Annotated in this window: 19 protein-coding genes, 1 tRNA gene and 1 pseudogene; 8 read left to right on the plus strand and 13 right to left on the minus strand. The window is 58.0% G+C overall.

All coding sequences use genetic code 11. From position 1 onward, the window contains the following. The 7 genes and pseudogenes from CRO46_RS15475 to CRO46_RS20180 all read left to right on the plus strand — a co-directional run. Positions 1–628: hypothetical protein (locus CRO46_RS15475; protein ID WP_210421532.1), on the plus strand; the 628-nt coding region annotated here is incomplete at its 5' end. Between the two features lie 208 nt (positions 629–836). After that, positions 837–1823 carry an integrase gene (locus CRO46_RS15480; RefSeq protein ID WP_097108715.1) on the plus strand — a complete coding sequence of 329 codons (987 nt, stop codon included), beginning with the start codon at positions 837–839 and terminating at the stop codon, positions 1821–1823. 943 nt (positions 1824–2766) lie between these two features. Continuing rightward, entirely contained in the window at positions 2767–3864 is a 1098-nt protein-coding gene (locus CRO46_RS15485) for a hypothetical protein (RefSeq protein WP_097108716.1), read from the plus strand. Positions 3865–4949: 1085 nt separating this feature from the next. Continuing rightward, on the plus strand, positions 4950–6323 hold the full coding sequence (locus tag CRO46_RS15495; RefSeq protein WP_179759085.1) for a cytochrome P450: 1374 nt from the start codon (positions 4950–4952) through the stop codon (positions 6321–6323). 430 nt (positions 6324–6753) lie between these two features. Then, positions 6754–6830 (plus strand) — tRNA-Arg (locus CRO46_RS15500). A gap of 243 nt (positions 6831–7073) precedes the next feature. Further along, positions 7074–7598: a hypothetical protein gene (locus CRO46_RS15505; protein WP_097108719.1), complete on the plus strand. Its 525-nt coding sequence runs from the start codon at positions 7074–7076 to the stop codon at positions 7596–7598. An 808-nt stretch (positions 7599–8406) separates the two neighbouring features. After that, positions 8407–8903 (plus strand): annotated as a pseudogene (locus CRO46_RS20180) (tyrosine-type recombinase/integrase); the annotation flags it as partial. 93 nt (positions 8904–8996) lie between these two features. Here CRO46_RS20180 and CRO46_RS15515 read toward each other — a convergent pair. The 7 genes from CRO46_RS15515 to CRO46_RS15545 form a co-directional block, all read right to left on the minus strand. Then, on the minus strand, positions 8997–9524 hold the full coding sequence (locus tag CRO46_RS15515; RefSeq protein WP_097108720.1) for a DUF2478 domain-containing protein: 528 nt from the start codon (positions 9522–9524) through the stop codon (positions 8997–8999). A gap of 112 nt (positions 9525–9636) precedes the next feature. Continuing rightward, positions 9637–10431: a peptidylprolyl isomerase gene (locus tag CRO46_RS15520; RefSeq protein WP_097108721.1), complete on the minus strand. Its 795-nt coding sequence runs from the start codon at positions 10429–10431 to the stop codon at positions 9637–9639. After that, the gene (gene narI / locus CRO46_RS15525; RefSeq protein WP_097108722.1) at positions 10428–11129 is read right to left on the minus strand and encodes a respiratory nitrate reductase subunit gamma; all 702 of its coding nucleotides are present in this window, start codon (positions 11127–11129) and stop codon (positions 10428–10430) included. The genes CRO46_RS15520 and narI overlap by 4 nt, the downstream gene beginning before the upstream one ends. Before the next feature lie 18 nt (positions 11130–11147). Then, a complete protein-coding gene (gene narJ, locus CRO46_RS15530) occupies positions 11148–11840 on the minus strand; it encodes a nitrate reductase molybdenum cofactor assembly chaperone (RefSeq protein ID WP_097108723.1) in 693 nt (230 codons plus the stop codon). Beyond that, entirely contained in the window at positions 11837–13360 is a 1524-nt protein-coding gene (gene narH, locus CRO46_RS15535; RefSeq protein WP_097108724.1) for a nitrate reductase subunit beta, read from the minus strand. The genes narJ and narH overlap by 4 nt, the downstream gene beginning before the upstream one ends. Further along, positions 13357–17103 carry a nitrate reductase subunit alpha gene (locus CRO46_RS15540; protein ID WP_097108725.1) on the minus strand — a complete coding sequence of 1249 codons (3747 nt, stop codon included), beginning with the start codon at positions 17101–17103 and terminating at the stop codon, positions 13357–13359. The genes narH and CRO46_RS15540 overlap by 4 nt, the downstream gene beginning before the upstream one ends. A gap of 18 nt (positions 17104–17121) precedes the next feature. Further along, complete coding sequence (locus tag CRO46_RS15545) at positions 17122–19845, minus strand: nitrate/nitrite transporter (RefSeq protein WP_097108726.1); 2724 nt, start codon at positions 19843–19845, stop codon at positions 17122–17124. A gap of 274 nt (positions 19846–20119) precedes the next feature. Between CRO46_RS15545 and CRO46_RS15550 the strand changes: the two genes are divergently transcribed. Next, entirely contained in the window at positions 20120–20839 is a 720-nt protein-coding gene (locus CRO46_RS15550; RefSeq protein ID WP_097108727.1) for a cyclic nucleotide-binding domain-containing protein, read from the plus strand. Between the two features lie 277 nt (positions 20840–21116). Here the strand turns inward: CRO46_RS15550 and CRO46_RS15555 are convergent, their stop codons facing one another. Genes CRO46_RS15555 through CRO46_RS15575 form a run of 6 tightly spaced genes read right to left on the minus strand, consistent with a single transcriptional unit; the run spans position 21117 to position 25137 of the window. Continuing rightward, positions 21117–21509, minus strand: coding sequence for a CBS domain-containing protein (locus CRO46_RS15555; RefSeq protein ID WP_097108728.1), 393 nt, complete (start codon positions 21507–21509; stop codon positions 21117–21119). Continuing rightward, on the minus strand, positions 21506–21682 hold the full coding sequence (gene nqrM, locus CRO46_RS19875) for a (Na+)-NQR maturation NqrM (protein WP_179759086.1): 177 nt from the start codon (positions 21680–21682) through the stop codon (positions 21506–21508). The genes CRO46_RS15555 and nqrM overlap by 4 nt, the downstream gene beginning before the upstream one ends. After that, on the minus strand, positions 21679–22677 hold the full coding sequence (locus tag CRO46_RS15560) for an FAD:protein FMN transferase (RefSeq protein ID WP_097108729.1): 999 nt from the start codon (positions 22675–22677) through the stop codon (positions 21679–21681). The genes nqrM and CRO46_RS15560 overlap by 4 nt, the downstream gene beginning before the upstream one ends. A 3-nt stretch (positions 22678–22680) precedes the next feature. Then, positions 22681–23898 (minus strand): NADH:ubiquinone reductase (Na(+)-transporting) subunit F, encoded by a 1218-nt coding sequence (gene nqrF / locus CRO46_RS15565; protein WP_097108730.1) that lies wholly within the window; start codon positions 23896–23898, stop codon positions 22681–22683. Continuing rightward, positions 23895–24494 carry an NADH:ubiquinone reductase (Na(+)-transporting) subunit E gene (gene nqrE, locus CRO46_RS15570; protein WP_097108731.1) on the minus strand — a complete coding sequence of 200 codons (600 nt, stop codon included), beginning with the start codon at positions 24492–24494 and terminating at the stop codon, positions 23895–23897. Before nqrE ends, nqrF begins: the two co-directional genes overlap by 4 nt. After that, positions 24487–25137 carry an NADH:ubiquinone reductase (Na(+)-transporting) subunit D gene (locus CRO46_RS15575; RefSeq protein WP_097108732.1) on the minus strand — a complete coding sequence of 217 codons (651 nt, stop codon included), beginning with the start codon at positions 25135–25137 and terminating at the stop codon, positions 24487–24489. The genes nqrE and CRO46_RS15575 overlap by 8 nt, the downstream gene beginning before the upstream one ends. Between the last annotated feature and the right edge of the window lies 1 nt (position 25138).

A 25138-nucleotide genomic window follows, 5' to 3' on the forward strand; every position in this document is an offset into this window, starting at 1 on the left:
GCAAGCATGCCAGGAACGGGATGCTGTCGCCCGTCGAGTTCGAACGGCAGCAAGAAATGAAAACCGAGGGCGTCTAGAAAACTCGGGGCTATTCAAAATGAACACGGAAAACCACCAAAAAACAACGTCGCTGAGCCATGCAGAAGACTATTTTCTGGAAGTGCTGACACCGAATAAAAAGGCGTTCTTTAATACCAGCAGCACGTTCGCGACGGCACTAAATCTTGCCACCTCACTTTTCCATTTTCACGAGTGGCTATTCGATGAATTTAGGCCTGATCTCGAAATACATTACGGCATACCCCTCTCGAGCAAAGGACGTTTCTGGCAAATTACTCAGAATAGCAATTCGAAATTCGGGTATATTCGGGACGTCACGAACGCTTCCAAACATGTGCGGATCGGCGGTGCGGGGCACCAGACGTCAACTGGAATGACCCACATAGCTAATACACACATTGTCGCAGCGGGTTGGCAAGTCGATGGCTTGGAAGAAGGAGGGCATGGTGGTGACTCGATCGTTTTCGATGATGGCGGAAATCAGATTATTTTTGATGACTGCGCGCGTGAGCTGTTCGATCATTGGCAGACACTACTGCAATCTCTTACAGGGAAACTCTACACTTGAGTGTCCTGCCTATCAAAGGCAGCGCTCTCTGGCACTGCTTGAGTGCGATAACTCCTTGATCCGATAGGCATCCATTTCCCTTCAGCGTCACCACAGGCGTGCGCCATCGCCTCCCGGCACAATCTGATCACACTGAACTCCGGAAACCTCCTTGGCGGCTTCAGAGGGGCATCCTACGCGTTAGAGGCACAAAACAAGGAGGTGCTTCATGGCGACGATCCGAAGGCTCAGAGGCAAATGGCAAGCCCAGGTCAGACGTAAAGGAATTCCCCCTCGTGCCAAAGGCTTCGAAACGAAAGCCGATGCCGAGCGATGGGCGCGGACACTCGAAGCTGAACTCGACCGCTCCGGCTCACTGCAAGACACGCGTCTCGCCGAGCGCATGACGGTCCGCGAGCTTCTTGAGCGCTATCTCCAAGAGATTACACCACACAAGCGCAGCGCGGCGACCGAGGGCTATCGCATCAAGGCTCTTATGAAGCGTGACATTGCGCACCGGACGCTTGCCATGCTGTCGTCTGTAGACGTGGCTACCTATCGAGACATGCGTCTCAAGTCCGTCTCAACCTCGAGCGTCATCCGTGAGCTGAACACGCTGGCGCATGCGATTGACGTGGGACGCAAGGAGTGGGGCGTGCACCTGCCGCAGAACCCTGTCCGGCTGATACGCCGCCCTGCCCCGCCGCGCGGTCGTGATCGTCGCCTTGAGGCCGGTGAGGAGCAGCGCCTTCTCGATGCAGCCGACGATGGGCGCAGTGAATACATGCGCCCCCTCATCATCCTCGCCATCGAGACCGCCATGCGTCAGGGCGAGATGCTTTCATTGACCTGGTCTGACATCGATCTCGACAAGCGCATTGCCCATCTGGACATGACCAAGAACGGAGAGAGCCGGGATGTGCCGTTGAGCACCCGTGCGCTTGATGCGCTCCAGACGCTCAGGGGCATGCAGATTGATGGCCGAGTAATACCCAGCACAAGAAGCGCCGTGCAACAGACTTGGGGACACCTGCGCCAGCGCGCTGGCATCCCTGACCTCCGGTTTCACGATCTCCGTCACGAGGGTGTCTCGCGTCTTCTTGAGCGTGGACTGAACGTCATCGAGACCGCGACCATCTCCGGACACAAGGAGCTGCGCATGCTCCAGCGCTACAGTCATCTCCGCGCCGTCGACCTTGTCGACCGCCTTGGGTGACGTCCGGATCAGTCAGCGATCTCAGACGGCTTGATTACCGCGACGACCTTGTCCAATCAGTCGATGACAACAGCGTGAGCGACGACCCGGGGGGAAGCGAAGTCCTAGAAAAATCAAGTGTCAATCAAGGGGATGCTTTCTGGTGCCACCGAAGTCCGGCGCCGGCTAGCCACCTACCTGGGCGGGAGGCTGAGAGGTGTGACGACCTTTACATTTTGTCAACTTCGACCTTGCAGATCAGCCGAAAATGCACCCGCTGGGCTTGCATCATCGCGCCAGAACCTTGCCTGCTTCTTAGTCCGCCTAAGAGCCACTTAACCCTAACTTTACCCTAAATTGACAAGGAACGCCGGAATTTGCGTTTTTGGCGGTGATGTAAAGGTCGCATCGGTATGCGCGGGCGCCGGCAGCACCCGTCCGGAGGCAGGTAAACGGCATCTCGTGCGTTTTCGCCCTGGCGGCAACGATACGTATTTCTCCAGCGCGGGCTTCTAAGTCGCGGATCACCGGACTCGATCGGAAAAGCCTTGCCGCGCAATGCACGATAGATATACATCCTCCATTCGTTCGACCTCGAATGTGCTTCTTCGCGCAACGGGTCTGCACCGCTATGCGGTCACCCCTCGGACTTAATGTCGTTGTTCAGACAGTGCTAGCACGACAGCTCTCGACTACCGGCAATAGGAGACGGCCTCGAACCTGACCAGGCAAACGATTCCGCCGTCTTGCCTTCGGGGGGGACAAACGTCTCCAGCCACCTGTGCACCATCGCTGCACGGAGCAAATGTCAGTAATCTCACCGGCTGCGAATAATAATTGAGAAATCGGCGTCACGCCTCCCGCTGCTTGCTATATTGCGAGAAAGCGGTGCGCTGAGCACCGTGTGCCCAGAAATCCCAACCATATTCGCCGGAGAACCCCCAAGTTCTGCGAAGGAGAAACTATGCAAAAAGCACAGCAAACACATTCAGTTCGGATCAAACACCTGCTTCGCGCCGGCGAAGTGTTCGATCGAAAGACGCTGGCAGCGGAGCCGAGCCTCTTTGCTTCCAAGTGGTTCGATTATCGGTTCATCTCCCCGTATAGGGCCACCATGCTCTTTGTAAGAACATACCAGGACGTCTTCCGGCGGAAGATTGCCCAAGTGGTCGACAAAGGACTGGCCTCGAACGTAAGCGGCATCAAGGCAACTAGTCTCAAGAACAACGACCAAGTCCGCACTCAAGTCTGGAAGGCTCGTCAACGTGCCGACGAGGTGGGGATGCCATACGATCTCTACATCGAAGCAGCTTTCGAGTTCGCCCTCAATAGAAACCGGACGATGATGCCGCAGCCCAATCAGCTGCATTTTCCTGGGAACGCCGAGGAGAGTTGGAAGTCGTTCCGAGACAAGGTATGGGCCGATCGAATCCGGAACGGCCTGTTCAAGGTCACGCATCCTGCATACCGCGTCGAGAACTATCGAGGCCTGGTGGCCCAGGACGAGTATCGGCAGTTCGTCAGACTCCAGGCATCCGACTTCCACAAGCCACTTCGACACGTCATGCAGCGGTATTGCTTTGAGTTTGAGCAAATGCCGCCGGAGATTTTCGAGGGCATCGTCTCACCGGAAGTGTTTGACAACGAACTGGCAGTTGCACGTCAAGAAGCGGATCGTTCTGTATTCGATCCGGAGCCGCTGCAGCCGTTTGAGAAAGACGACCTTTGGCCATCATGTTTCGGTCTGCCGCATGCCCGCAATCCAGAAGCTTCGCCCTGTTCGGATTGTCGCGAGTGCGCCGGCTGCAAACTTGTCGGCGAAGGAATTCTGAAAAAACTGATGGAACGTCACGGGTCGACCGAGCCTAAGGATGACCACAAGAAAACCCTGGCTCGGGAGAGAAAGCGGAAGCAGCGCCGTCTTGAGAAAGAACGCGCGACGACGGACGCCAAGCCGGAGAATGAGACGCGTGCGCTAGATTTACCACCGGAAAACCGAGCTTCTATCGGGCCGGAGATAACCTTGGGATCCCCGGAAGCAGGTGTCACGCTTTCCAATTAAGTTTAGATACTTATAAGATATAATTATAAGAAAAACAAAAGCTATTGGGGAGCGTGACACTCTCGCTCCTCAAACCCAAACCTTCTCCGGCCCGACAAAAACGCGTTCACCAAAAAGGATAAACAACGTCTCCGGCTATGCAGGCGCCCCCGCCGGTGAAGAAGCAAATTCCTTCTTCAGGCGCAAGCAGCATCTCCGGTGTGAGGATTCTCACCTACTTCGGTAAGACATACTCCGGCTCTCCTTCGTCGTGCCGGCGACCTCCGTCCCGGCTGTGACACAAAGCGAAGGCTAAACCGGCCCAGAGTTTACCGCCGGCTCAAGATTGACCTGCGGGCGCGCTGGTAAGCAACCGTAGGCCGGACGGCGAATTCCCTTCCCAGCACCCGAACGCTCGCCAGTGAGCTTCCCTGAGTCAAACAGAGCGCATCTAACATCAGATCGAGGCCCGGCTCTCGTGTCTCGTGCAGACGTGACGGGCTCGCCGGAGAGTATGAGAAAGTCGTTTCCCGTGACTGCCCGCTCCATCCCCGGCAGAAGCCCGCTGCTCTCACCGAAAAACAGGACACGAGGCGCATGGCGTCAGGTGTCCAGGTTCCGGCTTCGGTGCGTTCGCGGATCCGTTCCTCGGCAAGGCGAAGGACCGGCTCGACGCCCACATCGACACTTGACGCCCTGTGTATGTCGCCGGCCTCCTGGACGCCGTCAGCGCCGAATTGATCAGAAGACTCACTGAGGCGCATCAGCGTCGCGGATGATGAATTCCTTATCGCACGCGTCAAATGCGCGCCAGTGAGCTTCCCTGAGTCAAACAGAACATGTTGAGCACCAGCTGGAGATACTCAAGTGCAGCGCGGACTGCACGATTGCGCAATCCCGGTCTACTGACGCGGTGAACGCCACCCGATCCCGGCCGCCACCCAGTCACCAGAGCAATGCTGCGTTGAAGCATCTACCGAACGATCCCTGTAGCCTCGCCCTACTGCTCTGGCCTGAACGCCAACGCGTCGGCAATAGGGGTCCTCTTGCCTGGCGCCATCCACCAATGCAATATGACGTTAAAATTCATCGTTTGGATCAAAATAATGAACACCATGGAACCACTTCAATTCACATCCGAAATACGTGGACTAGCTGCATTAAGAATATTTTTCGGTTTTTATAATAATCCTATTCTCACATCTTCGAATATACTTGACAAGCATGGGAACGCAGTATCGATTGCAATTCCTTTTTTCGGCAAAAAAACACCTCCAGATGCAATTATATTTTATGGCGCTGAAAATAATCGCAAAGTATACGCTAAATGGGATGATTTGCGGATGACCGCACTTTGGCCCATCAGTGCAAAGCCGAACACGGCGCAGCAAAAAATCCGACACAACTACATGTGCCTTTCGGGAAAGCCCCATCGAGACATTGCGGTCCAGATCGAAGCGCCACTGAACCGCACTCAGATCACAAAACTATCGGTCGAAATGCACGCCGTTATTAAACCGGTGATAGACAAGGTATTTACTCAGGACACATTCGATCTGGTCAAGTTTCACAAGGACCTCTCCATCCAATGCGCGCTCAACCTGCTCTTTGGTGAGCGGAACGCAGAACGGGCGCTCCATATCGGCCATCTGGTAGATCGATTGAATCTTTCCAACTATCTAATATCAAACAGAATTCTGAAATACAACATTCCGGGACTTCCATTCCACCGCCTATTGCGGCAGGCGGAAGATGTCAGGGACACGCTAATGGGATGGATCAAGGAAGCAGCCGGCCAACCTGCCAATACAAATCTTCGGACATCGGTCTTGAACATGGCTGACGCGGATGGTCAAGTTTTTAGCTTTGATTTCAAGATCGGATGCCTTGGAACCCTAGTCTGGGCGGCCATCGACACACCTTCATTGGGGGCGTTGTGGACGACGATCTTGCTGTCGCGCAATCCGGAGACAGCGGCAAAACTGCATGACGAACTTAAGGCTGCTGGTTTCTCGAAAAAAACAAGCACAGAAGAACTCAACAACTTGCCATATCTCAATGGAGTTGTGCTGGAGTCTCTGCGCTTGTCGCCGCCAGCAACTTTCATTCCGCTCAAGTCAGTGCGCGAAACATCAATCGGGTCCATTAAAGTGCCGGCTAATACAGCAATCTACTTGTGCCCTCGCGAGACCCAGCGGGATCCCACCGTCTATCCGGACCCCGAAATGTTCCGACCCGAACGCTGGGACGCCAAGACAGCACCGGATGCTTATGAATTCATTGCCTTCAGCGGCGGCGTGCGCCGCTGTCCCGGAGCTACCTTTGCCACCATCTACATCAAAATGGTGATCGCCATGTTGGTTGAGCGTGGCGGCCTGGAACTCCTTACGCGCGAATCTATTGCGGTCCGCTCGGTTCCGACCATGGAACCCCTGAAACCAGTGTTTGCACGACCCAGCGCATCAGGACAATTCTGCTAGATAAATACCTGCGGTGAAGCGCAGCAGTGTTTGCGTGAAAGAAACTCGCGCTAAGGTCTCATAGACAAGCTCCGGTTGTTCAGGGCCATCGACATGGCGGCGATTCAATGCTTGATAACCAAGGGCGAGATGACTGGCAGGACGATGATAGAGTAGACCGCACTGCTCCAGAACTTTCGGAGAGTGGCGACCTACTTTGTGGTTGTTTGTTTCGCCTCTTTCGTCATCTCCTCCCGCCACAACCCCGGCACACTAGCGCACTCGACGGGTCTCGCCCCCTCCGCCACCTGCCAGCGAATTCAGACCGTCCAAACCATTTTCGGCGTTGATGCGCCGCTCGTGATCAGCTAGAAGACCGTCAGCCAGCCGCTTTGCGCCGCCCAGGTCATGCCCCTTGCGGCAGACTCGCCGCCCGCCAGGCGCCACGGATGCACCCGTAGCTCAGCTGGATAGAGTGCTGCCCTCCGAAGGCAGAGGTCAGAGGTTCGAATCCTCTCGGGTGCGCCATAAAATCAAAGACTTAAGCTCAGCCAGCACGCTTTGTATGGAACGAGTACGGAAAATAGGGAGCGAGACAGCGCGCCTTAACACCGTCCTAGCACTCTAGGAAAATCTTTATTTCAGCTTACCAGTCGCCGTGCGGAAGGCTCTGAAATGCGCTGCGTCGATTACTACCGACTCTGATCGATGGACATAACCGTCTAGCCGCGCGATGCTCTTTGCCAGAGTACAATGGATAGAGAGGCTGGAATGGGGTTTTGGGTATTCGACCTGACCAACATCACTGTCTTACATCAGGCGAGCAAAGAACCTTTGACCCGACCGATGCGGACAACCATCCACGGCGAGGCTACACAAGAGGCCCACTTAAACTCCGGTATTGTGCCTAACATCGTCACAGCGCTCTCTCACGTCGAAGCCACAGTCAGCCTTTATGAGCGCTCAAATCCCGAATGGAGGTCTTTGCTTCGATCAATGGGACATGACCTTCCCACAAGCGAACAATCTATCTCCGGTTTCATAAACTGCCATCAGAACCCCGATATGCTTGGAGCGATATTCATCGCTGAGAGCGACGAGATCAGCAGGATACGGAGCACCGTCGAGATCGCTTTGCTAACGTCAGAGCGAAGAAAATTGCGGCTTCTCGCAGGGTCTGTGTATTTCCGAGAAGACGGTGCAGATGCCCCCTCACCGACCATGCGGGAGTTTTATTCGTCCGGCAGGCCGTTGTATTTCGATGAATTCAGTTTTTCCCTGAGCAAAGATTTATAGATTTGCGCCGTTGCGACTTGCCTCATCCATCCATCTTCGTCGCTGAGTGGAATTGGATAAGACAAATGATTGCCGGGCTCTTATGGTGTGAACGGCATAAATGCAGAGCTAGGGCTGTTTCGACTATGGCTTTTTTCAACCTCATGTGGGTGCGGCCTAGTCCGTTGCCTTGCGTTCAGACTCGCACTCCCCATCCCCCTGCGGGCCATCACTTCCATGGAGTGGCTTAGCTGGCAAAAGCCGCCCATGGACCTTTCACCTGGATAACAGACATCGATCAGATGGTCTTCGCTAGGCAGACGCCGCAATCCGGGGTCTCTTGGAACGTTACTCGCGCGCGGCCGCGCGCGCGAGGACAAATGTCTACATTTGTCTACATTCTCGGTCGTGTTGATTCTCGGGGCGACATCCGCGGATCTTGCGGAGAGGGGGAGAAGCAGATCCGACCGAGACACATCCTCGTTTTATTTAAAAACTGAATATATTACGCTTATTCAATCCGAAATCATAGAATTTGTGCACCCCACACAAGGCCTAATGATTGCTATTTGCAATCAATGAGCTCGGACGGCTCAATTCCTTCGGGCCCGGCTTGCAGATCTTGAGATGAAGGCCTTTTTGCCGGTGCGGTTAAAACCGATGCACCGAAAAAGTGCCGCGAGTCGAAAGTCATCGAGGTTAGGCAGATACGTCTGCCGCGAAATCCTGCAACAGTCCGACAATGAGACCGGACGCTGCCATGTTGGCTTCCGGCCCCTTTGGTTCACCATGCTCGCCTAACCTCCTCACGCTAATTTTGGCCAATGGAGTGCGCGACAGGGCGCTGTTCGGGCTTGCAATCGACAGCAAGCTGCGCGGTTGTGATCTGCTCAAGCCAAAGATCGGAACCCCGGTCAGTGGACCTGCGATCCGCACGCGCGCTATGGTCGTTCGGTAGAAAACTGGTCGTCTGCTACAGTTCGAGATAACAGCGGATGTGTGGGCGAGCCTGCTCGCCTGGTTGGAACGGAGGGATGAGACCGTGGAAGACGATACCTTCCCAAGCCGCGTTGGTCCGGCAACGCACCTGAGCACCGGCAGTATGAGCGGTTAGTTGATGAAGGGGTCACCGCAATAGGTCTGCAGCCGCAGGACTATGGCACCCATTTCTCGCGTAGGACAAAGGCGGCGATGGTCTACAAGGCGACAGGCAATCTCAGAGCGATCCATATCCTCCTTGTCCACACCAAGATCGAAAACACTGTCCGATATCTTGGCGTCGACATCGAAGATGCCCTGGAATTGGCGGAACATACTGAGATTTGATCGTAAGCTGCTCCGCGCTACCAGTGGCCGTACCCCACTTAAACTGCCGATGCCGCCACGCAGAAACGCGACCCATCTCGGTCATTTGGGGCTTTATGCCGAGCACCCGTCAGCCGCCATTCGCTGGACAGACCTGAACCAGGCGGAAAGGCGGTCGGCGTCGGTGGTGATCTCCTTGCCGTAGCCGCAGTTGAACTCATTGAATGCATCCTGGTTGAGGCCGTTGACCCCTAGTAGTACCGGGATGTCGCGGGCCAGTGCAGCTGCGATCAATGGCCGGAAGCCCTTGCCACCGGCTTCGTGTTTTCCAAACTTGTTGAGGATCAATAGATCGGGCACAGTTTCCAGCCCCGCCTCCACCAGCGCCACCGACCGTTCAAGTGCTGCGGGATCAAGCCGGCAGCCGCGCGACGCCTCACCCAGCGTCTGCGAGATGCGGATCACCGGGCCGTCGGGCAGCACCCGTACATCCATGTCGCAATGATGCGAGCCGGGGCGGTCGGAATTGGTTTGCACCACACTGGCAAGCCGAAACCCGTCCGCCTGCAGCCGGTTAGCGAATTCCGAAAGCGCCCGGTCGGTAAGGCCGCGTTCTGTTGTTTTGACGAAGGCAAGGGCCATGACGAGATGCTCCAGAAATACGGCGGGTGGTTCAACGCGAGCGAACCTTTGCCCGCCTGATTGATGGTCTGCCGCAACCGGGACCGGTGCGGCAGGACTGAACAAAAAAGGGTCAGGCGACCCTGAGCGTAATTCCCGTTACATTGGCCTGTTCTGCGAGCCCATCGACAAAGGCGCGGCAGGCGCGCACCCAAGCGGTCTTTTCAAGCGCTGAGCGCAAGGCTGTCTCCACCGCCTCGAACGGGAGAACTTCCCCATCAGCTCGGGCATCAAGCCGGACGATGTGAAACCCGTAGCGGCTTTCCACCGGCTTATCCGCGATCTCGCCCTGCTCCAGGCGCAACAGTGCTGCCTCGAATTCGGCCACCGTGTCACCGGCGGAAATCTGCCCGAGCCTGCCGCCATTGGCACGCGACGAACAGGCCGAATGATCCCGCGCCAGCGCATCGAAGGCTTTCGGTTCGGCCTTGATTTTCGCCAGCAACGCTTCGGCCTGGTCCTTCGCCACCTTGCGGGCCACCACAGCATCCGGCCGGGCTGCAAACAGGATATGCGCCGCCTCGAACAATGCCGGTGAACGATGCCGTTTCGGATTGGCCTCATAGGCAGCGCGGACCGCTTGCGGTGTCGGTGCCTCGGTCTCGACCGCCTCGTCAAGCACCTGCCGGATGATGGCCTCCTCCTCCGTTTCCCAAAGCCCCGGTGCCATTTCCATCGGATCGGGGCTAAGTCCGCGCCGTTTTGCCTCTTGCAAAATCAACGTGCGCACGGCCAGTGCCCGTGCCGCTGCCATCCAGGCCATGCCCGGCTTGCCTTTCGGCGCCGGATGGTTCTGCGCTTCCGTCGCGATCAGCTCCGGCGAAATCGCTTCGCCGTTGACGGAAATGTCGGTGAATGTCTGTTTCATGATCTTGGCTCCAGATTTACCTTGTGCTTTCGAGTGCGGACGATCTGGTAACCCGGGCGCAACACGTAGCGCACAGGAACCGACAGCATGTGCACCAGCCGGGTGAACGGAAACAGGATGAAGATCAGCAGCCCCAGGAAGATATGCAGCTTGTATATCCAGTGCACGTCGGCCACGATGTACCAGGCATCCTTTCGCATGGTGAAAATCGCCCGCGCCCAATCCATGAACTTGACCATCTCGCCACCGTCCAGATGCTGGATCGAAACCAGAATAGTGCCCATACCGATGATGATCTGGGCGAAGAGAAGCACCAGAATGCCGGTGTCAGCAAATGACGAGTTGGCACGCACACGCGCATCAAACAGCCGCCGGTGCAACAGCATCGCGCCGCCGATGATCGCCATCGCTCCAGCGATGCCGCCGACCACAATCGCCAGCAGCTGCTTGAAGCCGTAGCTGATGCCGAGCGCGTGAAACAGCTCCACCGGCGTCAGCATACCGACCAGATGGCCGAAGAATACGACCAGGATTCCGACATGGAACAGGATCGAACCCCACACCAGCTGCTTGCGGCGCAGCAGCTGGCTGGACGAGGATTTCCAGGTGAACGGGTCCCGCTCATAGCGTGCGATCGAGCCGACAACCAGCACCGTCAGCGCAAGATAAGGCAGAACCCCGAAGATGAAATAGGTCATGACGAATGTCCTTTCGCGTCAGGCATTGGCGGGACGCAGGGGCGCGTCCATACGGGCAAGAATATCGCGGCTGACGGGGCACCCGGCGTTCGGATCGGGGCCGAAAGTAACCATCGCCTCCTCGTAGACCGCGTCGAGCGCCTCGAGATCCTCGGGATCGTCATCCTTCTCGGCAATCAGTGCCTGGGCTTCATCGGTCTCGATCGAGGCCTGCGCGATCTCCGACAACGCGACCAGTACCGACGCATAGGGCGTCTCGCGCCGGGTCAGCCGTTCGGCCAGTGCGGCGATGATGTGGCCGGCATCGGCCAGCATCTCGCGCGCCTCGGCAAGCGACAGCGTCGAAATGAATTCGAGCAGCACCGGTAAGTGATCTGGCAGTTCGGTCGCGACCAGGTCGAAGCCCTTGGCGCGATAGGTCTCGAGCAGGTCTACCATCGCCCCGCCCCGGTCCCGGCCCTCGCCGTGGATGTGCTCGAACAGGTTGAGCGACAGCGTCCGCGACCGGTCGAACAAGAGCACGTAGCGCTCCTGCAGATCGAAGATGTCGCCGGTCTCGAATTCGGCCAGCAATGGCTCGATGGCGTAGAGCGCGCCCCCCGGGACGATGGCTTCCGCTTCAAGCACATCCCGGATCGCCGGAATGGCCTCCTGCAACTCGGTGGAAGGGTAACTCAGCAAGGCCGAGAGGGCTTTGAATGTGCGGATCATGACAAGAACTCCGTGGGTGAGCGGAAGCTCTTGCCGCCGCCGAACAATTTGCCTTTGGATGTGCCGGACGAGCAGCCATTGCCGTCGGTAAAGCCGCAGCCGGATTTCAGGTCATAGGCGTCCTCGACCAGCTCCCGGTGGGTTGTCGGAATGACGAAACGATCCTCGTAATTGGCAATCGCCATCAACTGGTACATGTCGTCGATCTGGTGCGGAGTGAGTCCGACGCGGTTGGCGACGCCGAGATTGACCACGCCATCCACGGTCTTCGAGCGCATGTAGGCGCGCATCGCCATCATCCGCTCGAGGGCGGCGATCACCGGCGCTTCGTCACCGGCGGTCAGCATGTTGGCGAGATAGCGCACTGGGATGCGAAGCGATTTCACATCCGGCATGTTATCGACGGTACCGATGGCGCCGGCTTCCGCCGCATTCTGGATCGGCGACAGCGGCGGTACGTACCAGACCATCGGCAGGGTGCGGTATTCGGGATGCAGCGGAAAGGCGATCTTCCACTCCACCGCCATCTTCCATACCGGCGAATTCTGCGCGCCCTTGATCCAGTCTTCCGGAATGCCCTCCGCGCGAGCCGCCTTGATCACTTCGGGATCGTTGGGGTCAAGGAAGACCCCGAGCTGGGCGTCGTAAAGTTCCTTCTCGTCCTCGGTGGCAGCCGCCTCAGAGATCTTGTCGGCATCATAAAGCATGACGCCGAGATAGCGGATGCGGCCGACGCAGGTTTCCGAACAGACCGTCGGCTGGCCCGATTCCAGGCGCGGATAGCACAGGTTGCATTTCTCCGATTTGCCGCTCTCCCAGTTGTAGTAGATCTTCTTGTACGGGCAGCCCGAAACACACATGCGCCAGCCGCGGCATTTCTCCTGGTCGATCAGCACGACGCCGTCGTCCTCGCGCTTGTAGATCGCGCCTGAGGGACAGGAGGCGACGCAGGCCGGGTTGAGGCAATGCTCGCACAGCCGCGGCAGATACATCATGAAGGTGTTTTCGTACTCGCCGTAGATTTCCTTCTCGATGCCCTCGAAATTGTAGTCCTGGCTGCGCTTGGCGAATTCACCGCCGAGGATTTCTTCCCAGTTCGGACCCCATTCGATCTTTTCCATCCGCTCGCCGGATATCTTCGAGCGCGGCCGCGCGGTCGGGAACGCCTGCATTTCCGGGGCCGATTTCAGATGGTCGTAGTCGAAATCGAACGGTTCGTAGAAGTCGTCGATTTCAGGCAGATCCGGATTGGCGAAGATGTTGGCCAGGATCCGCCACTTGCCGCCCTGCTTGGGCTGCAGCTTGCCGGACTTCGACCGGCTCCAGCCGCCGTTCCAGCGTTTCTGGTTTTCCCAATCCTTGGGATAGCCGATGCCGGGCTTGGTCTCGACATTGTTGAACCAGGCGTATTCGACACCTTCGCGGCTGGTCCAGACGTTCTTGCAGGTCACCGAGCAGGTGTGGCATCCGATGCACTTGTCGAGATTGAGCACCATGCCGATTTGCGCGCGGACTTTCATTCTGCTGCCTCCACTTGGGTGGACGGGCGATCCAGCCAGTCGACCTTTGTCATTTTGCGGACGATGACGAACTCATCGCGATTGGAGCCCACGGTTCCGTAGTAGTTGAAACCGTAGGAGAGCTGTGCGTAGCCGCCGATCATGTGGGTCGGTTTGAGCGTGGCGCGGGTCACGGAGTTGTGGATGCCGCCGCGATGGCCGGTGATCTTCGATCCCGGCGTGTTCACGATCTTTTCCTGGGCGTGATACATGAACAGCGTGCCTTCCTTGATCCGCTGGCTCACCACCGTTCGGGCCGTCAGAACGCCGTTCGAGTTGTAGACCTCGACCCAGTCATTATCGACCAGGCCCGCCTTGCTGGCGTCCACTTCCGAGATCCACACCACAGGGCCGCCGCGGTTGAGCGTCAGCATCATCAGATTGTCCGAATAGGTGGAGTGGATGCCCCATTTCTGGTGCGGCGTGATAAAGTTGAGCACCACATGCGGTTCGCTGTCGCGCTCGGAGATGTTGATGTCCGGACCGACCGTCTTCAGATCCACCGGCGGACGCCATGTGACGAAGAACTCGCCGAAGGCCTGCATCCACTTATGGTCCTGATAGAGCTGCTGGCGACCCGAGACCGTACGCCACGGGATCAGTTCGTGCACATTGGTCCAGCCGGCATTGTAGCACACCTCCTCGCTCTCGATGCCCGACCAGGTCGGCGACGAGATGATCTTGCGAGGCTGGGCCGCGATGTCGCGGAAGCGGATCTTCTCGTCCTGCTTGACCTCGGCCAGGTGCTTGTGATCGATGCCGGTGTGCTTGCCGAGCGCGTCCCAGGCCTTGACCGCGACCTCGCCATTGGTTTCCGGCGCCAGCATCAGGATGACCTCGCAGGCATCAATGGCCGTATCGATCCTGGTCAGCCCTTGGGAAGCTCCCTCCTCCTGCACAGTGCCGTTGAGCGCCTTGAGATGATGGACCTCCTTCTTGGTGTCCCAAGTGATCCCCTTGCCGCCATTGCCGATCTTCTCCATGAGCGGTCCAAGCGAGGTAAAGCGCTTGTAAAGATTCGGATAATCGCGTTCGACCGCGATATAGGCGGGAGCCGTCTTTCCCGGAACGAGGTCGCATTCGCCCAGCTTCCAGTCGAGAACCTGCGGCTGCGCCAGTTCCGACGGCGTGTCGTGATGCAACGCCAGTTGCACCACATCGGTTTCCACACCGAGGACTTCCGGCGATATCTCGGAGAACTTCTTCGCGATCGACTTGAAGATCTCCCAATCCGTCTTGCTCTCGTAGGCCGGGTCAACCGCCGCCTGAAGCGGATGGATGAACGGGTGCATGTCGGACGTGTTCATGTCGTCCTTTTCGTACCAACTCGCCGTCGGCAGCACGATGTCGGCATAGACCGCAGTGGTCGACATGCGGAAATCGATGGTCACCAGAAGATCGAGCTTTCCTTCCGGCGCCTGGTCATGCCACCTGGCTTCCATCGGCTTCTGCCGGCCTTCCTCGCCCAGATCCTTGCCCTGGACGCCGTGATCGGTGCCGAGCAGGTGCTTGAGGAAATACTCGTGCCCCTTGCCCGACGAGCCGAGAAGATTTGAGCGCCAGACAAACAGGTTGCGCGGCCAGTTTTCCGGTGCGTCCGGATCCTGGCACGACATTTCCAATTCGCCGGATTTCAGTTTCTCCGCGACATAGGCTGGCACGTCCTTGCCGGACGACTTGGCGGCGCGGCCGACCTCGAGCGGGTTGGTCCTGAGCTGCGGTGCCGACGGCAACCAGCCCATGCGCTCGGCTCGAATGTTGTAATCGATCAGGCTGAGCTGCTTCCAGTCGCCTTCCGGCGCCGTCGGCGACAGGATCTCCGCCGCCGTCACCGTCTCGTAGCGCCACTGGTCGGTATGGGCGTACCAGGCCGATGTCGAGTTCATGTGCCGAGGCGGACGGGCCCAGTCAAGCGCAAACGCCAGCGGCGCCCAGCCGGTCTGGGGCCTGAGTTTCTCCTGACCAACATAATGCGCCCAGCCGCCGCCGGACTGGCCAATGCATCCGCACATCACCAGCATGTTGATGACCGCACGGTAGTTCATGTCCATGTGGTACCAGTGGTTCATCGCCGCACCGATGATCACCATCGACTTGCCACGGGTCCTTTCAGCATTATCGGCAAATTCGCGCGCCACCTGGATGATCTTGTCACGGCGAACGCCGGTGATCTTCTCCGCCCAGGCCGGTGTGAATGGAACGTCGTCATCATAGGAGCTGGCGATATTGCCGCCACCCAGGCCGCGGTCCAGGCTGTAATTGGCACAGAACAGGTCGAAAACCGTGGCAACCATGGCGGTCTTGCTATTGGCCAGCTTGATCTTCTTGACCGGCACGTTACGGGTCAGCACGTCGGGATGATCGCAGACCTCGAAGCCGTTGGTTGCGGCGCCGCCGAAATAGGGAAACTCGACGCCCACGACTGCATCGTGGTCCGTATCCAGGATCTGGCTCATGCGCAGCTTGACCGGTGCGCCTGCGGCCTTTTCTTCGAGATTCCAGTTGCCGTGCTCGCCCCAGCGAAAACCGATCGAGCCGTTGGGGACGACGATGTCCCCGGTTGCGTCATCGATGCCGACTGTCTTCCATTCCGGATTGTTGTCCTGGCCGAGTTTCTTTGCGAAGTCGGAGGCGCGCAACAGCCGGCCGGGAATGTAGGAGCCGCCGCGCCTGTCGAGCTGCACCAGCATCGGCATGTCGGAATATTTGCGGCAATAATCCTCGAAATACTCGGCTTGCCGGTCGATATGGAATTCCCTCAGGATCACATGACCAAAGGCCATGCCGAGCGCCGCGTCGGTACCCTGCTTGGCGTTGAGCCAGATGTCGGAAAACTTCGACGCTTCGGAGTAATCCGGGCAGATGACGGCCGACTTGGTGCCGCGGTAGCGCGCCTCGGTGTAGAAATGCGCATCCGGCGTGCGCGTCTGCGGCACGTTCGAGCCCCAAAGGATGAGGAAGCCGGCATTGTACCAGTCAGCCGATTCCGGCACGTCGGTTTGCTCGCCCCAGGTCTGCGGCGAGGCCGGCGGCAGGTCGCAATACCAGTCATAGAACGACATGCAGGTCCCGCCGAGCAGGCTCAGATAGCGCGAACCGGCCGCATAGGACACCATCGACATCGCCGGGATCGGCGAAAATCCGAACACCCGGTCCGGGCCGTATTTCTTCGCCGTGTAGGCATTGGCGGCGGCGGTGATTTCGGTGGCCTCGTCCCAAGAGGCGCGAATAAACCCGCCCTTGCCGCGCTTCGTGACATAGTCGGCGCGCAAGGCCGGATCCGACTGGATGGTCGTCCAGGCCTGGATTGCCGATTGGGTCGGGCGCAACTTGCGCCAGGTCTTCATCAGCCGGGCGCGGACCAGCGGTGTTTTCACCCGGTTGGCGGAATAAAGATACCAGCTGTAGCTGGCGCCGCGGGCGCAGCCGCGCGGTTCGTGATTGGGCAGTTCCGGCCGGGTGCGCGGATAGTCGGTCTGCTGGGTTTCCCAGGTGACGACGCCGGATTTGACGTAGATCTTCCAGGAACAGGAGCCCGTGCAATTGACCCCGTGGGTCGAGCGGACGATTTTGTCATGGCGCCAGCGATTGCGGTAGACATCCTCCCAGTCGCGGCTTTCGATCGTGGTTTCACCATGACCGTCGGAGAAGGTATCGACACGCTTGGTGGCTAAGAAGTTCAGTCTGTCGAGCAGATGGCTCATCTTGCTTTTCCTTTCAGGTCAGGCTGTCAGGGGTGTGGCTGGGACGCTGCGTTCGACTTCGAACAACAGCCCGCCGGGTCTCGTGTAGTAGGCCCATGTCAGCACCGCACAGATCAGGTAGAAGGCGAGGAACCCCCAGAGCGCTGCCACCGGACCGCCGGTCATGGCAATCGACGTGCCGTAGGCTTTCGGGATGAAGAATGCGCCGTAGGCGGCGATCGCCGATGTAAAGGCGATGATCGCCGCACTCTCGCGACCGGCCTGCTTCTGCAGTTCGTCCCCCTTCAAGTCCTTCATCAGGCGGGGCACCTCGCGCGCCATGATCACCGGGATCATCTGGAAGGTCGAGGCATTGCCTACGCCGGTGAGGAAGAACAGCGCCATGAAGCAGGAGAAGAATCCCCCGAACGCACCCGGCTGCTCCTTTATGCCGAGGAAGAAGATCACTCCGAACACGGCAGCGATCATTCCAAGGAAGGTCCAGAAAGTGACCCTTCCACCGCCGAACCTGTCTGAGATCCATCCTGTCGCGGCGCGTGACAGCGCCCCCACAAGCGGCCCCAGGAACACGAACTGCAATGCATTGACTTCGGGGAACTGCAGCTTCGTCAGCAACGGAAAACCGGCAGAATAACCGATGAAGCTGCCGAAGGTCCCTGTGTAGAGCACGCACATGATCCAGTTGTGTTTGCGGCTGAAGATGATCGCCTGCTCCTTGAAGCTTGCCTTTGCGTCGGCGATGTCGTTCATGCCGAGCCAGGCCGCGATGGTGGCGGCGATGATGAAAGGCACCCAGATGAAGCCTGCGTTCTGCATCCACAATTGCCCGCCATCCGACAGGGCTTGCGGTTGCCCGCCCATCGCCCCGAAGACACCGGCGGTAATCACAACCGGCACGGCGAATTGCATCGCCGACACACCGAGATTGCCCAGCCCGGCGTTCAAGGCCAGTGCATTGCCCTTCTCGGCCTTCGGATAGAAGAAGGCGATGTTGGCCATCGACGAGGCGAAGTTGCCACCGCCAACGCCGCACAGCAATGCCAGAACGAGGAAGATCAGGTAAGGCGTTTCCGGGCTCTGCACCGCGTAGCCGATGCCAAGTGCAGGCAAGAGCAGCGACGCGGTGGAGATGGTCGTCCACAACCGGCCACCGAAGATCGGCACCATGAAGCTGTAGAAGATGCGCAAGGTCGCGCCCGACAGGCCAGGCAGAGCCGCCAGCCAGAACAGTTGGCCCTGCGTGAAATCGAAACCGATCGCCGGAAGGCGAGCCACCACGACCGACCAGACCATCCAGACCGAGAAGGCCAGTAGCAGCGCCGGGATCGAGATCCACAGGTTGCGGCGGGCGATGCCTCGCCCCTTGCTCTCCCAGAACATCTTGTCCTCGGGCTTCCACTCCTGCAGCACACGCGTCTGCGCCAGCCGCTCGGGATCATGGATGTCCTGCATTTCCGGCAGCTGCGGCAATCGTCCAAGTGCGGGACCGTGGGCAGCCTGCTCCATGGCGCGGATCGACAGGTGCATCCAGGCCAGCGATATTGCGACGATGACAAACAGCAGCGCAAAACAGCTGGTGTAGATGCCTGTCAGGTCGAGCAGCGCTCCGAAGCTGATTGGCAGAACAAAACCGCCGAGCCCGCCGATCATGCCGACCAACCCACCCACGGCTCCGACATGGTTGGGGTAATAGACCGGGATATGCTTGAACACCGCGGCCTTGCCCAGGCTCATGAAGAAGCCGAGCACAAACAGCGTGATGACAAACGGCCACTGCCCCATCTCGGTGCTGAAGGCGATCGGACCGTCCTTGCCCTGGATCAGATAGTCGGTCGGCGGGTAGGACAGCATAAACAATAGCGCCAACGAGAAGCCGAAGGTCCAGTACATCACTGCCCGTGCCCCGAACCGGTCGGAGAGATGTCCGCCATAGGCGCGGAACAGAGATGCAGACAGCGAGAAGGCCGCAGCCGACATGCCGGCCGTGCGTATGTCCAGACCGTAGACGTCGACCAGGTAATGCGGCATCCACAGCGCCAGCGCGACGAAGGCGCCGAAGACAAAGAAATAGTAGAGCGAGAAGCGCCACACCTGCAGGTTCTTCAGCGGCGCAAACTGCTCGGCCAGCGAGGGGGACTTCCGCCCGGACTTGCGTTGCGCGACCAGCGCCGGATCGTCCTTGGCAAAGACAAAGAAGATCAACGCCATGAGCGCCAGGCCCGCGGCCCAGACATGGGCGACGCCATGCCAGCCATAGGCCACCATGACGAAGGGCGCGACAAATTTGGTGACCGCGGCACCGACATTGCCGGCCCCGAAAATCCCCAGCGCCGTGCCCTGCCGGCCTGCGTCATACCAGCGCGAGACGTAAGCCACGCCGATGATGAAAGATCCGCCGGCAAGGCCGATGCCGAGTGCCGCGATGAGATACATCGTGTAGGACCCGGCCCAGGTGAGCATCCAGGTTGCCGCCGCGGTCAGCAGCATCTGGGAGGTAAAAACGATGCGCCCGCCATATCTCTCGGTCCAGACACCGAGGATCAACCGGCTCAGCGACCCCGTGAGGATGGGGGTGGCGACGAGCAGACCGAACTGGAACTCGGTCAGCCCCAGCTCCACCTTGATCTCGATTCCGATGATCGAGAAGATGGTCCAGACCGCGAAACAGGCGGTAAAAGCGATCGTGCTCAATCCGAGAGCACGGGTGCGTTCACTGTCGGGTATATTCACCTTTTCCAGCATTGTGTGTCTCCGCATGGCGGCGCAGGCAATCACTGCGCGCGTGTATTCTCGACGCCGGCGTGATGGCCGGTACACACACAAATTCACGTTGGGAAACCGGGCGCCGTTGACACAGATCAAACGGATTAGCCAGGTTCGGCCCAATCGAACCGGAATTGCCTTTGGTCCTTTTTCAATGAGGAATTGATCAACGAGCCATTTGATAAATATCAAGTCGTGCCGTGAAGATTGCCAGTAGATTGCCCGCGTAGGCATATCGGAGGAGAGACACAGCATGCGGGATGAAGACAAACCCGAGATTCGCAAATTGCCACTGTTCCGGGATATGACTGGGGAGAATTTCGAAACGCTTACCCGGGCGGCCTACGCGCAAAGTTTTCCCGCACAGCTGGAGATGATCCGCCAAGGCGAACCTGCCGATTTTCTGCACGTGGTCATGGAAGGCACGGTGGAACTCTTTTCGGGCTGGCGTGAGCGCGAAACCACAATGGCCGTGGTCCGGCCGGTGTCGAGCTTCATCCTCGCCGCCTGCATCAAGGATGCACCCTATCTGATGTCGGCGCGCACCATCGAGAAATGCCGCATCGTGATGATACCGGCAAAAGATCTGCGGGCGACGTTTAGAACCGACCCTGATTTCGCGATGTCAACGATAAGCGAGTTGGCCAGTTGCTACCGGTCGGTGGTGCGTCACACCAAAAGCCTGAAGCTGCGCAGCTCCCGGGAACGCGTGGCTGCCTATGTTCTCTGCCAGTCGAGACTGACCGGCAACGCTGCGAGCTTCATTTTGCCAATGGAAAAACGGCTGCTGGCGTCGTTTCTCGGCATGACACCGGAAAACTTCTCACGCGCCGTCAAATCGTTGCAGTCCGACGGTGTTGCAGTGGACGGGATGCGCATCATCATCACCAATTTCGAGGCGCTTGAAGCTGTGGCCGGACTGGATGCACTGATAGACGGGTTTGGTATCAGCGGCGAACTGAATAGCGCTTAGGTCTTTGCCTGCCTCAATCTCCAAAACTTGAAGCAAAGAGTCAGATGTCTGTTTTTTTTTAATTACGCACCTTTAAGCCGTCGTTCGGTTTTCGGTCCCATCACCGCCAGTCAGGTATGAGCCCCAAATCGGTCGCCGGCTTACTGGCATCCTGTTAACAGAAGCGGTCTTTCGACGCGCACCAGCTTGATGTCTATAAAGGGCGGAAAGCCGTCCTTCGCAGCCATCTCGTTTGCCGGTTTTTGAACTCCGTCAACTGTTGCGGGTTCTGCATCGGTCACCATAGATTACGCATGGCACGTAGCGCGTCGGCACGTGACAACTGCCCGACAAGTGCCCCACCTTCAAGCACGGGAAATCGACGATAAGGCGTCTCAGCAAACAGTTTCGCCGCTTCCAAGATTGTACGACCCGCGTTGAGCGTGACGGGATCTGGTGCCATGTAGTCGCTGACGAGGCCATTCCATGCGCGATGATAACTGCTGTCGATGGCAGCCCGCAGGCAGTCTTTCTTCGAAAGTACGCCGCGCAGCCAGCCTTCGTCGTCGACGACAGGGGCGCCGGAAATCTTTTCGTCAAGCAGCAAGTTCATCGCATGATTGATATTCTGATCCGGCGCTAATGTAATCAGTCTGCGCGCCATGTAGTCGGCTACGAGTGGCATGGTCATACTCTGTGATCCTTGATCGCGGTGCACCCTTGGCATCTTGTGGCTTTCATACAGGCTAGGCCGCCGCAAGACCCTTTGACAGGTGGCCGACCGAAAAGCGGGCCGACTGTAAGTCCGGCCATGAGCAGAAGAATAACTAAAACGGTTGCGAGCAGCATGATGGCGAAACTCATTTCTGGACCTCGTGTCGGGTAAAATGTCCGGTGCGCACCGCGGAAACCAAACTGCAGTCTACCCGGGCAGAAACCAGAATGAGGGCGTCAATTGCATTTGCATGGGCAAGGTCGACCGCCTCGCGCGCGTCAAGTGCGGCCAAAGCGGTCGACCATGCATCGGCCTCCATTGCATTGTCGGCGATGACCGTGGCGCTGCGCACTTCCTGCGAGGCTGGTTGCCCACCGGCTGGAGCCATGATGTGCGACAGACCGATAATGCCGTCGACTCCCTGGTGGCGATGCCCTGATGTGGCGATTGCTCGTCCATCAGGCCTGATGACGGTAATCGCATTGCTCGTGCCGGGAAGCGGGTTTTCGACCGCGATGTGCCATGGTCGTCCTGCCGGATGCGAGCCAAGCGCGGCATACTCCCCACCGATTTCGACGAGCATGTTGTCGAACCCATCGGCATGCAACCGCTCGATGATCAGATCGACGGCCCGCCCTTTAGCAATGCCGCAAAGGTCAATGGTGGCGCCGTCAACATGTTTGAGCAGCCTTTCACCTGCAAGACCGAAGCCTTCGCGGAAAGGCACAAAATCTCCACGTATCGGGCCAAAACCCATGCGGTTCACCAACGGGCCGACGCCGGGATCAAACGCACCGTCACTCGCCTTCGTGACCGTCTCGGCAGATGCAAGGACGACTGCCATCTCTGGACTGATCTTGAACTGGGAACCTTTTGGCGCGGCGTTTACAGCGAAAATCTCGCTGTCGCACCGATAAGGTGACATTGACCGGTCGACCAAAGCGATCGCATCGGTGATGATCTTCGCCACTTGGGTGCGATTTGTACTGGCGTCACACAAGGCACGCCATTGTGTCCCAAACCCGGACCCCGTGAGAACCATCGGTTTCGTTGCGGAAGTTGCAATTTGTGGCATTGCGAAGACACCGGCAATAGCAGCCGCAGTTTTCAAGACTTCACGTCGATTTAAGGTGTTGTAGGACATCCTCTAAACTCCAAAATCATCGCTGAATATGTTGTCGGGTTCAACGCCCAGTTCGTCCAGCATTGCCATGACAGCCTTGATCATGAGTGGTGGGCCACAAAGATAGTATTCGCATTCCTCAGGCGCCGGATGTGAGGCGAGATGATCGCGCATGACCACATCGTGCACGAAACCTGTAGCCCCTTCCCAAGCATCATCCTTTGCCGGCTGCGAGAGCACGCTGACCCATCGGAAATTGCTGTGCAAATTCGCCAACCGGTCCAATTCGTCCACATAAATCAACTCGCGCCGCTCGCGTGCGCCATACCAGTAGCTCATTGGACGGCTTGAATTGTGGATTTCAAGTTCCTCCAGGATGATCGCCCTTAGGGGAGCCATACCCACACCACCGCCGATGAAAATCATCTCGTTTTGTGTCTGCTGGGCGCGGAAAGATCCGAACGGGCCCGTCGCCATGATGGTGTCGCCTTCGTTCAGCGCAAACAGCCATGAAGAGACGATACCAGGCGGCGTTCCGGGCAAGTGCGGCGGCGGAAGCGCGAGACGAATGTTCAAAACCAGTCGACCGGACCGCGTGTCTTCAAGACGGTTGGAGATCGAATAGGCCCTTGTCACAGGCTCGCGGCTTACCGACTTCAAATGTCGTACGGGCACCCACGCGTCGCGATGGGCGTAAGGGATCTCGATATCCGCGAAATCCAGTTGATAGGGCGGTGCTTCCAACTGAATATAGTCCCCGGCCTTCACCGCCGGGGCTTGGCCTTCGGGATACTCAAGGACCAGTTCGCGGATGAACGGTGTCAGGGAACGGTTGGCAACCACAGTCACTTCAACCGGCTCTACCCCGATCAACCCGTCCGGAACGGTAATGTGCAACGGTCCACGTACGGTCACTTGGCATGCGAGGCGTTCACCGTTGCGCAATTGCGCGCGGGTCAAGCGCGCGGTTTCCGTTGGAAGTGGCGCGTCTGCTCCCGCCACTTTGACGCGGCACAAACCGCATGTGCCGGCACCGGCACAGGCTGATGGGACCGCGATGCCATGGTTGTTGAGAACACCCAGCAACTTGCTGTTGGTTGTCCCCTCGAAATCGATCTTACCGTTTATAGTGAGCTTGACCGGTACGGCCGGCATCAACACGCGGCGCGTTATGCCGATTAATGCGGTCAAACCGGTGATGATCAGCGTGATTACGCCAACGCCCATAAAAACTTCGGTCATCCGGCTGCCCCCGCAAAAGCGGCAAAGCCGAGTGACAACAAGCCGGTGATCAAGAATGCGCTGCCCAGCCCATTAAGACCATTGGGCATATCAGAGTAGCGTATGCGTTCACGAATTGCTGCAAACGCGATGATCGCAAGTGCCCAACCGAAACCGCTGGAGAAACCAAAAATGGCAGCTTCGCCGATGGTGTATTCTCGCTCCACCATGAACAGACTACCGCCAAGAATGGCGCAGTTGACTGTAATCAGGGGCAAAAAGATACCAAGCGCACGGTGCAGGACAGGCAAGTAGCGGTCGAGCACCATCTCGGTGATCTGCACCATCGCGGCGATGATCCCGATGAACGCAATCAGGGCCAGATAGGAAAGGTCGAGATCAGGTAGTCCAGCCCAAGACCAAGCGCCTGGCGCCAACAGCGCGTGATAGACAAAAGCATTGGCGGTCACAGTGATGGTCTGGATAACAATCACTGCTATGCCGAGCCCAAATGCCGTGTCTACCCGTTGGGAAACCGCGAGAAAGGTGCATATGCCGAGGAAGAATGACAGCGCTAGATTCTCGGAGAAAACCGCGGTGAAGAAGATGTCAGTCATCGGAAAGCTCCTCGCGACGCAGGCCGTAGCCAGTGCGCTCGACGAGATCGCGGCGTTTCGACCTTATCGCCCAGATCAGGAAACCGATAACGAAGTAAGCGCTTGGCGCGAGCGTCATCAATCCGATCGGCTCGAACCAACCGCCATTTGATGCCAACGGAAAAACCGTCATTGCGAACCATGTACCCTGGCCAAGCACTTCACGGACCGTCCCGACCAGCAGCAGTATCAGGCTGTAACCCAACGCATTGGCAAGGCCGTCAATTGCCGAGGGACCGACCGGGTTGCGTGACGCAAACGCTTCTGCGCGGCCCAACACAAGGCAGTTGGTGACGATCAATCCGACGAAGATTGACAGCTGACGGCTCAGTTCGAAGGCATAGGCCTGCAAAATCTGGTCTGTAACGATCACCAATGAGGCAATGATAGTGATCTGCACGATAAGCCTGATCGAGGGCGGGATATGGTGCCGGATCGACGAGATGATCACATTTGATGTGCAAAGAACCGCGGTCAATGCCATCGACATGGTCAGCGCCGTCGCCACGCTTGTACTGACGGCGAGCGCCGAGCAGATACCGAGGATTTGCTGTGTGACCGGATTGTTGGTGATCAGAGCAGACCGGATCTCGCGCATTGCCATG

Origin of the sequence: Parahoeflea halophila, from assembly GCF_900220985.1 — a bacterium.
Lineage (GTDB): Bacteria > Pseudomonadota > Alphaproteobacteria > Rhizobiales > Rhizobiaceae > Hoeflea > Hoeflea halophila.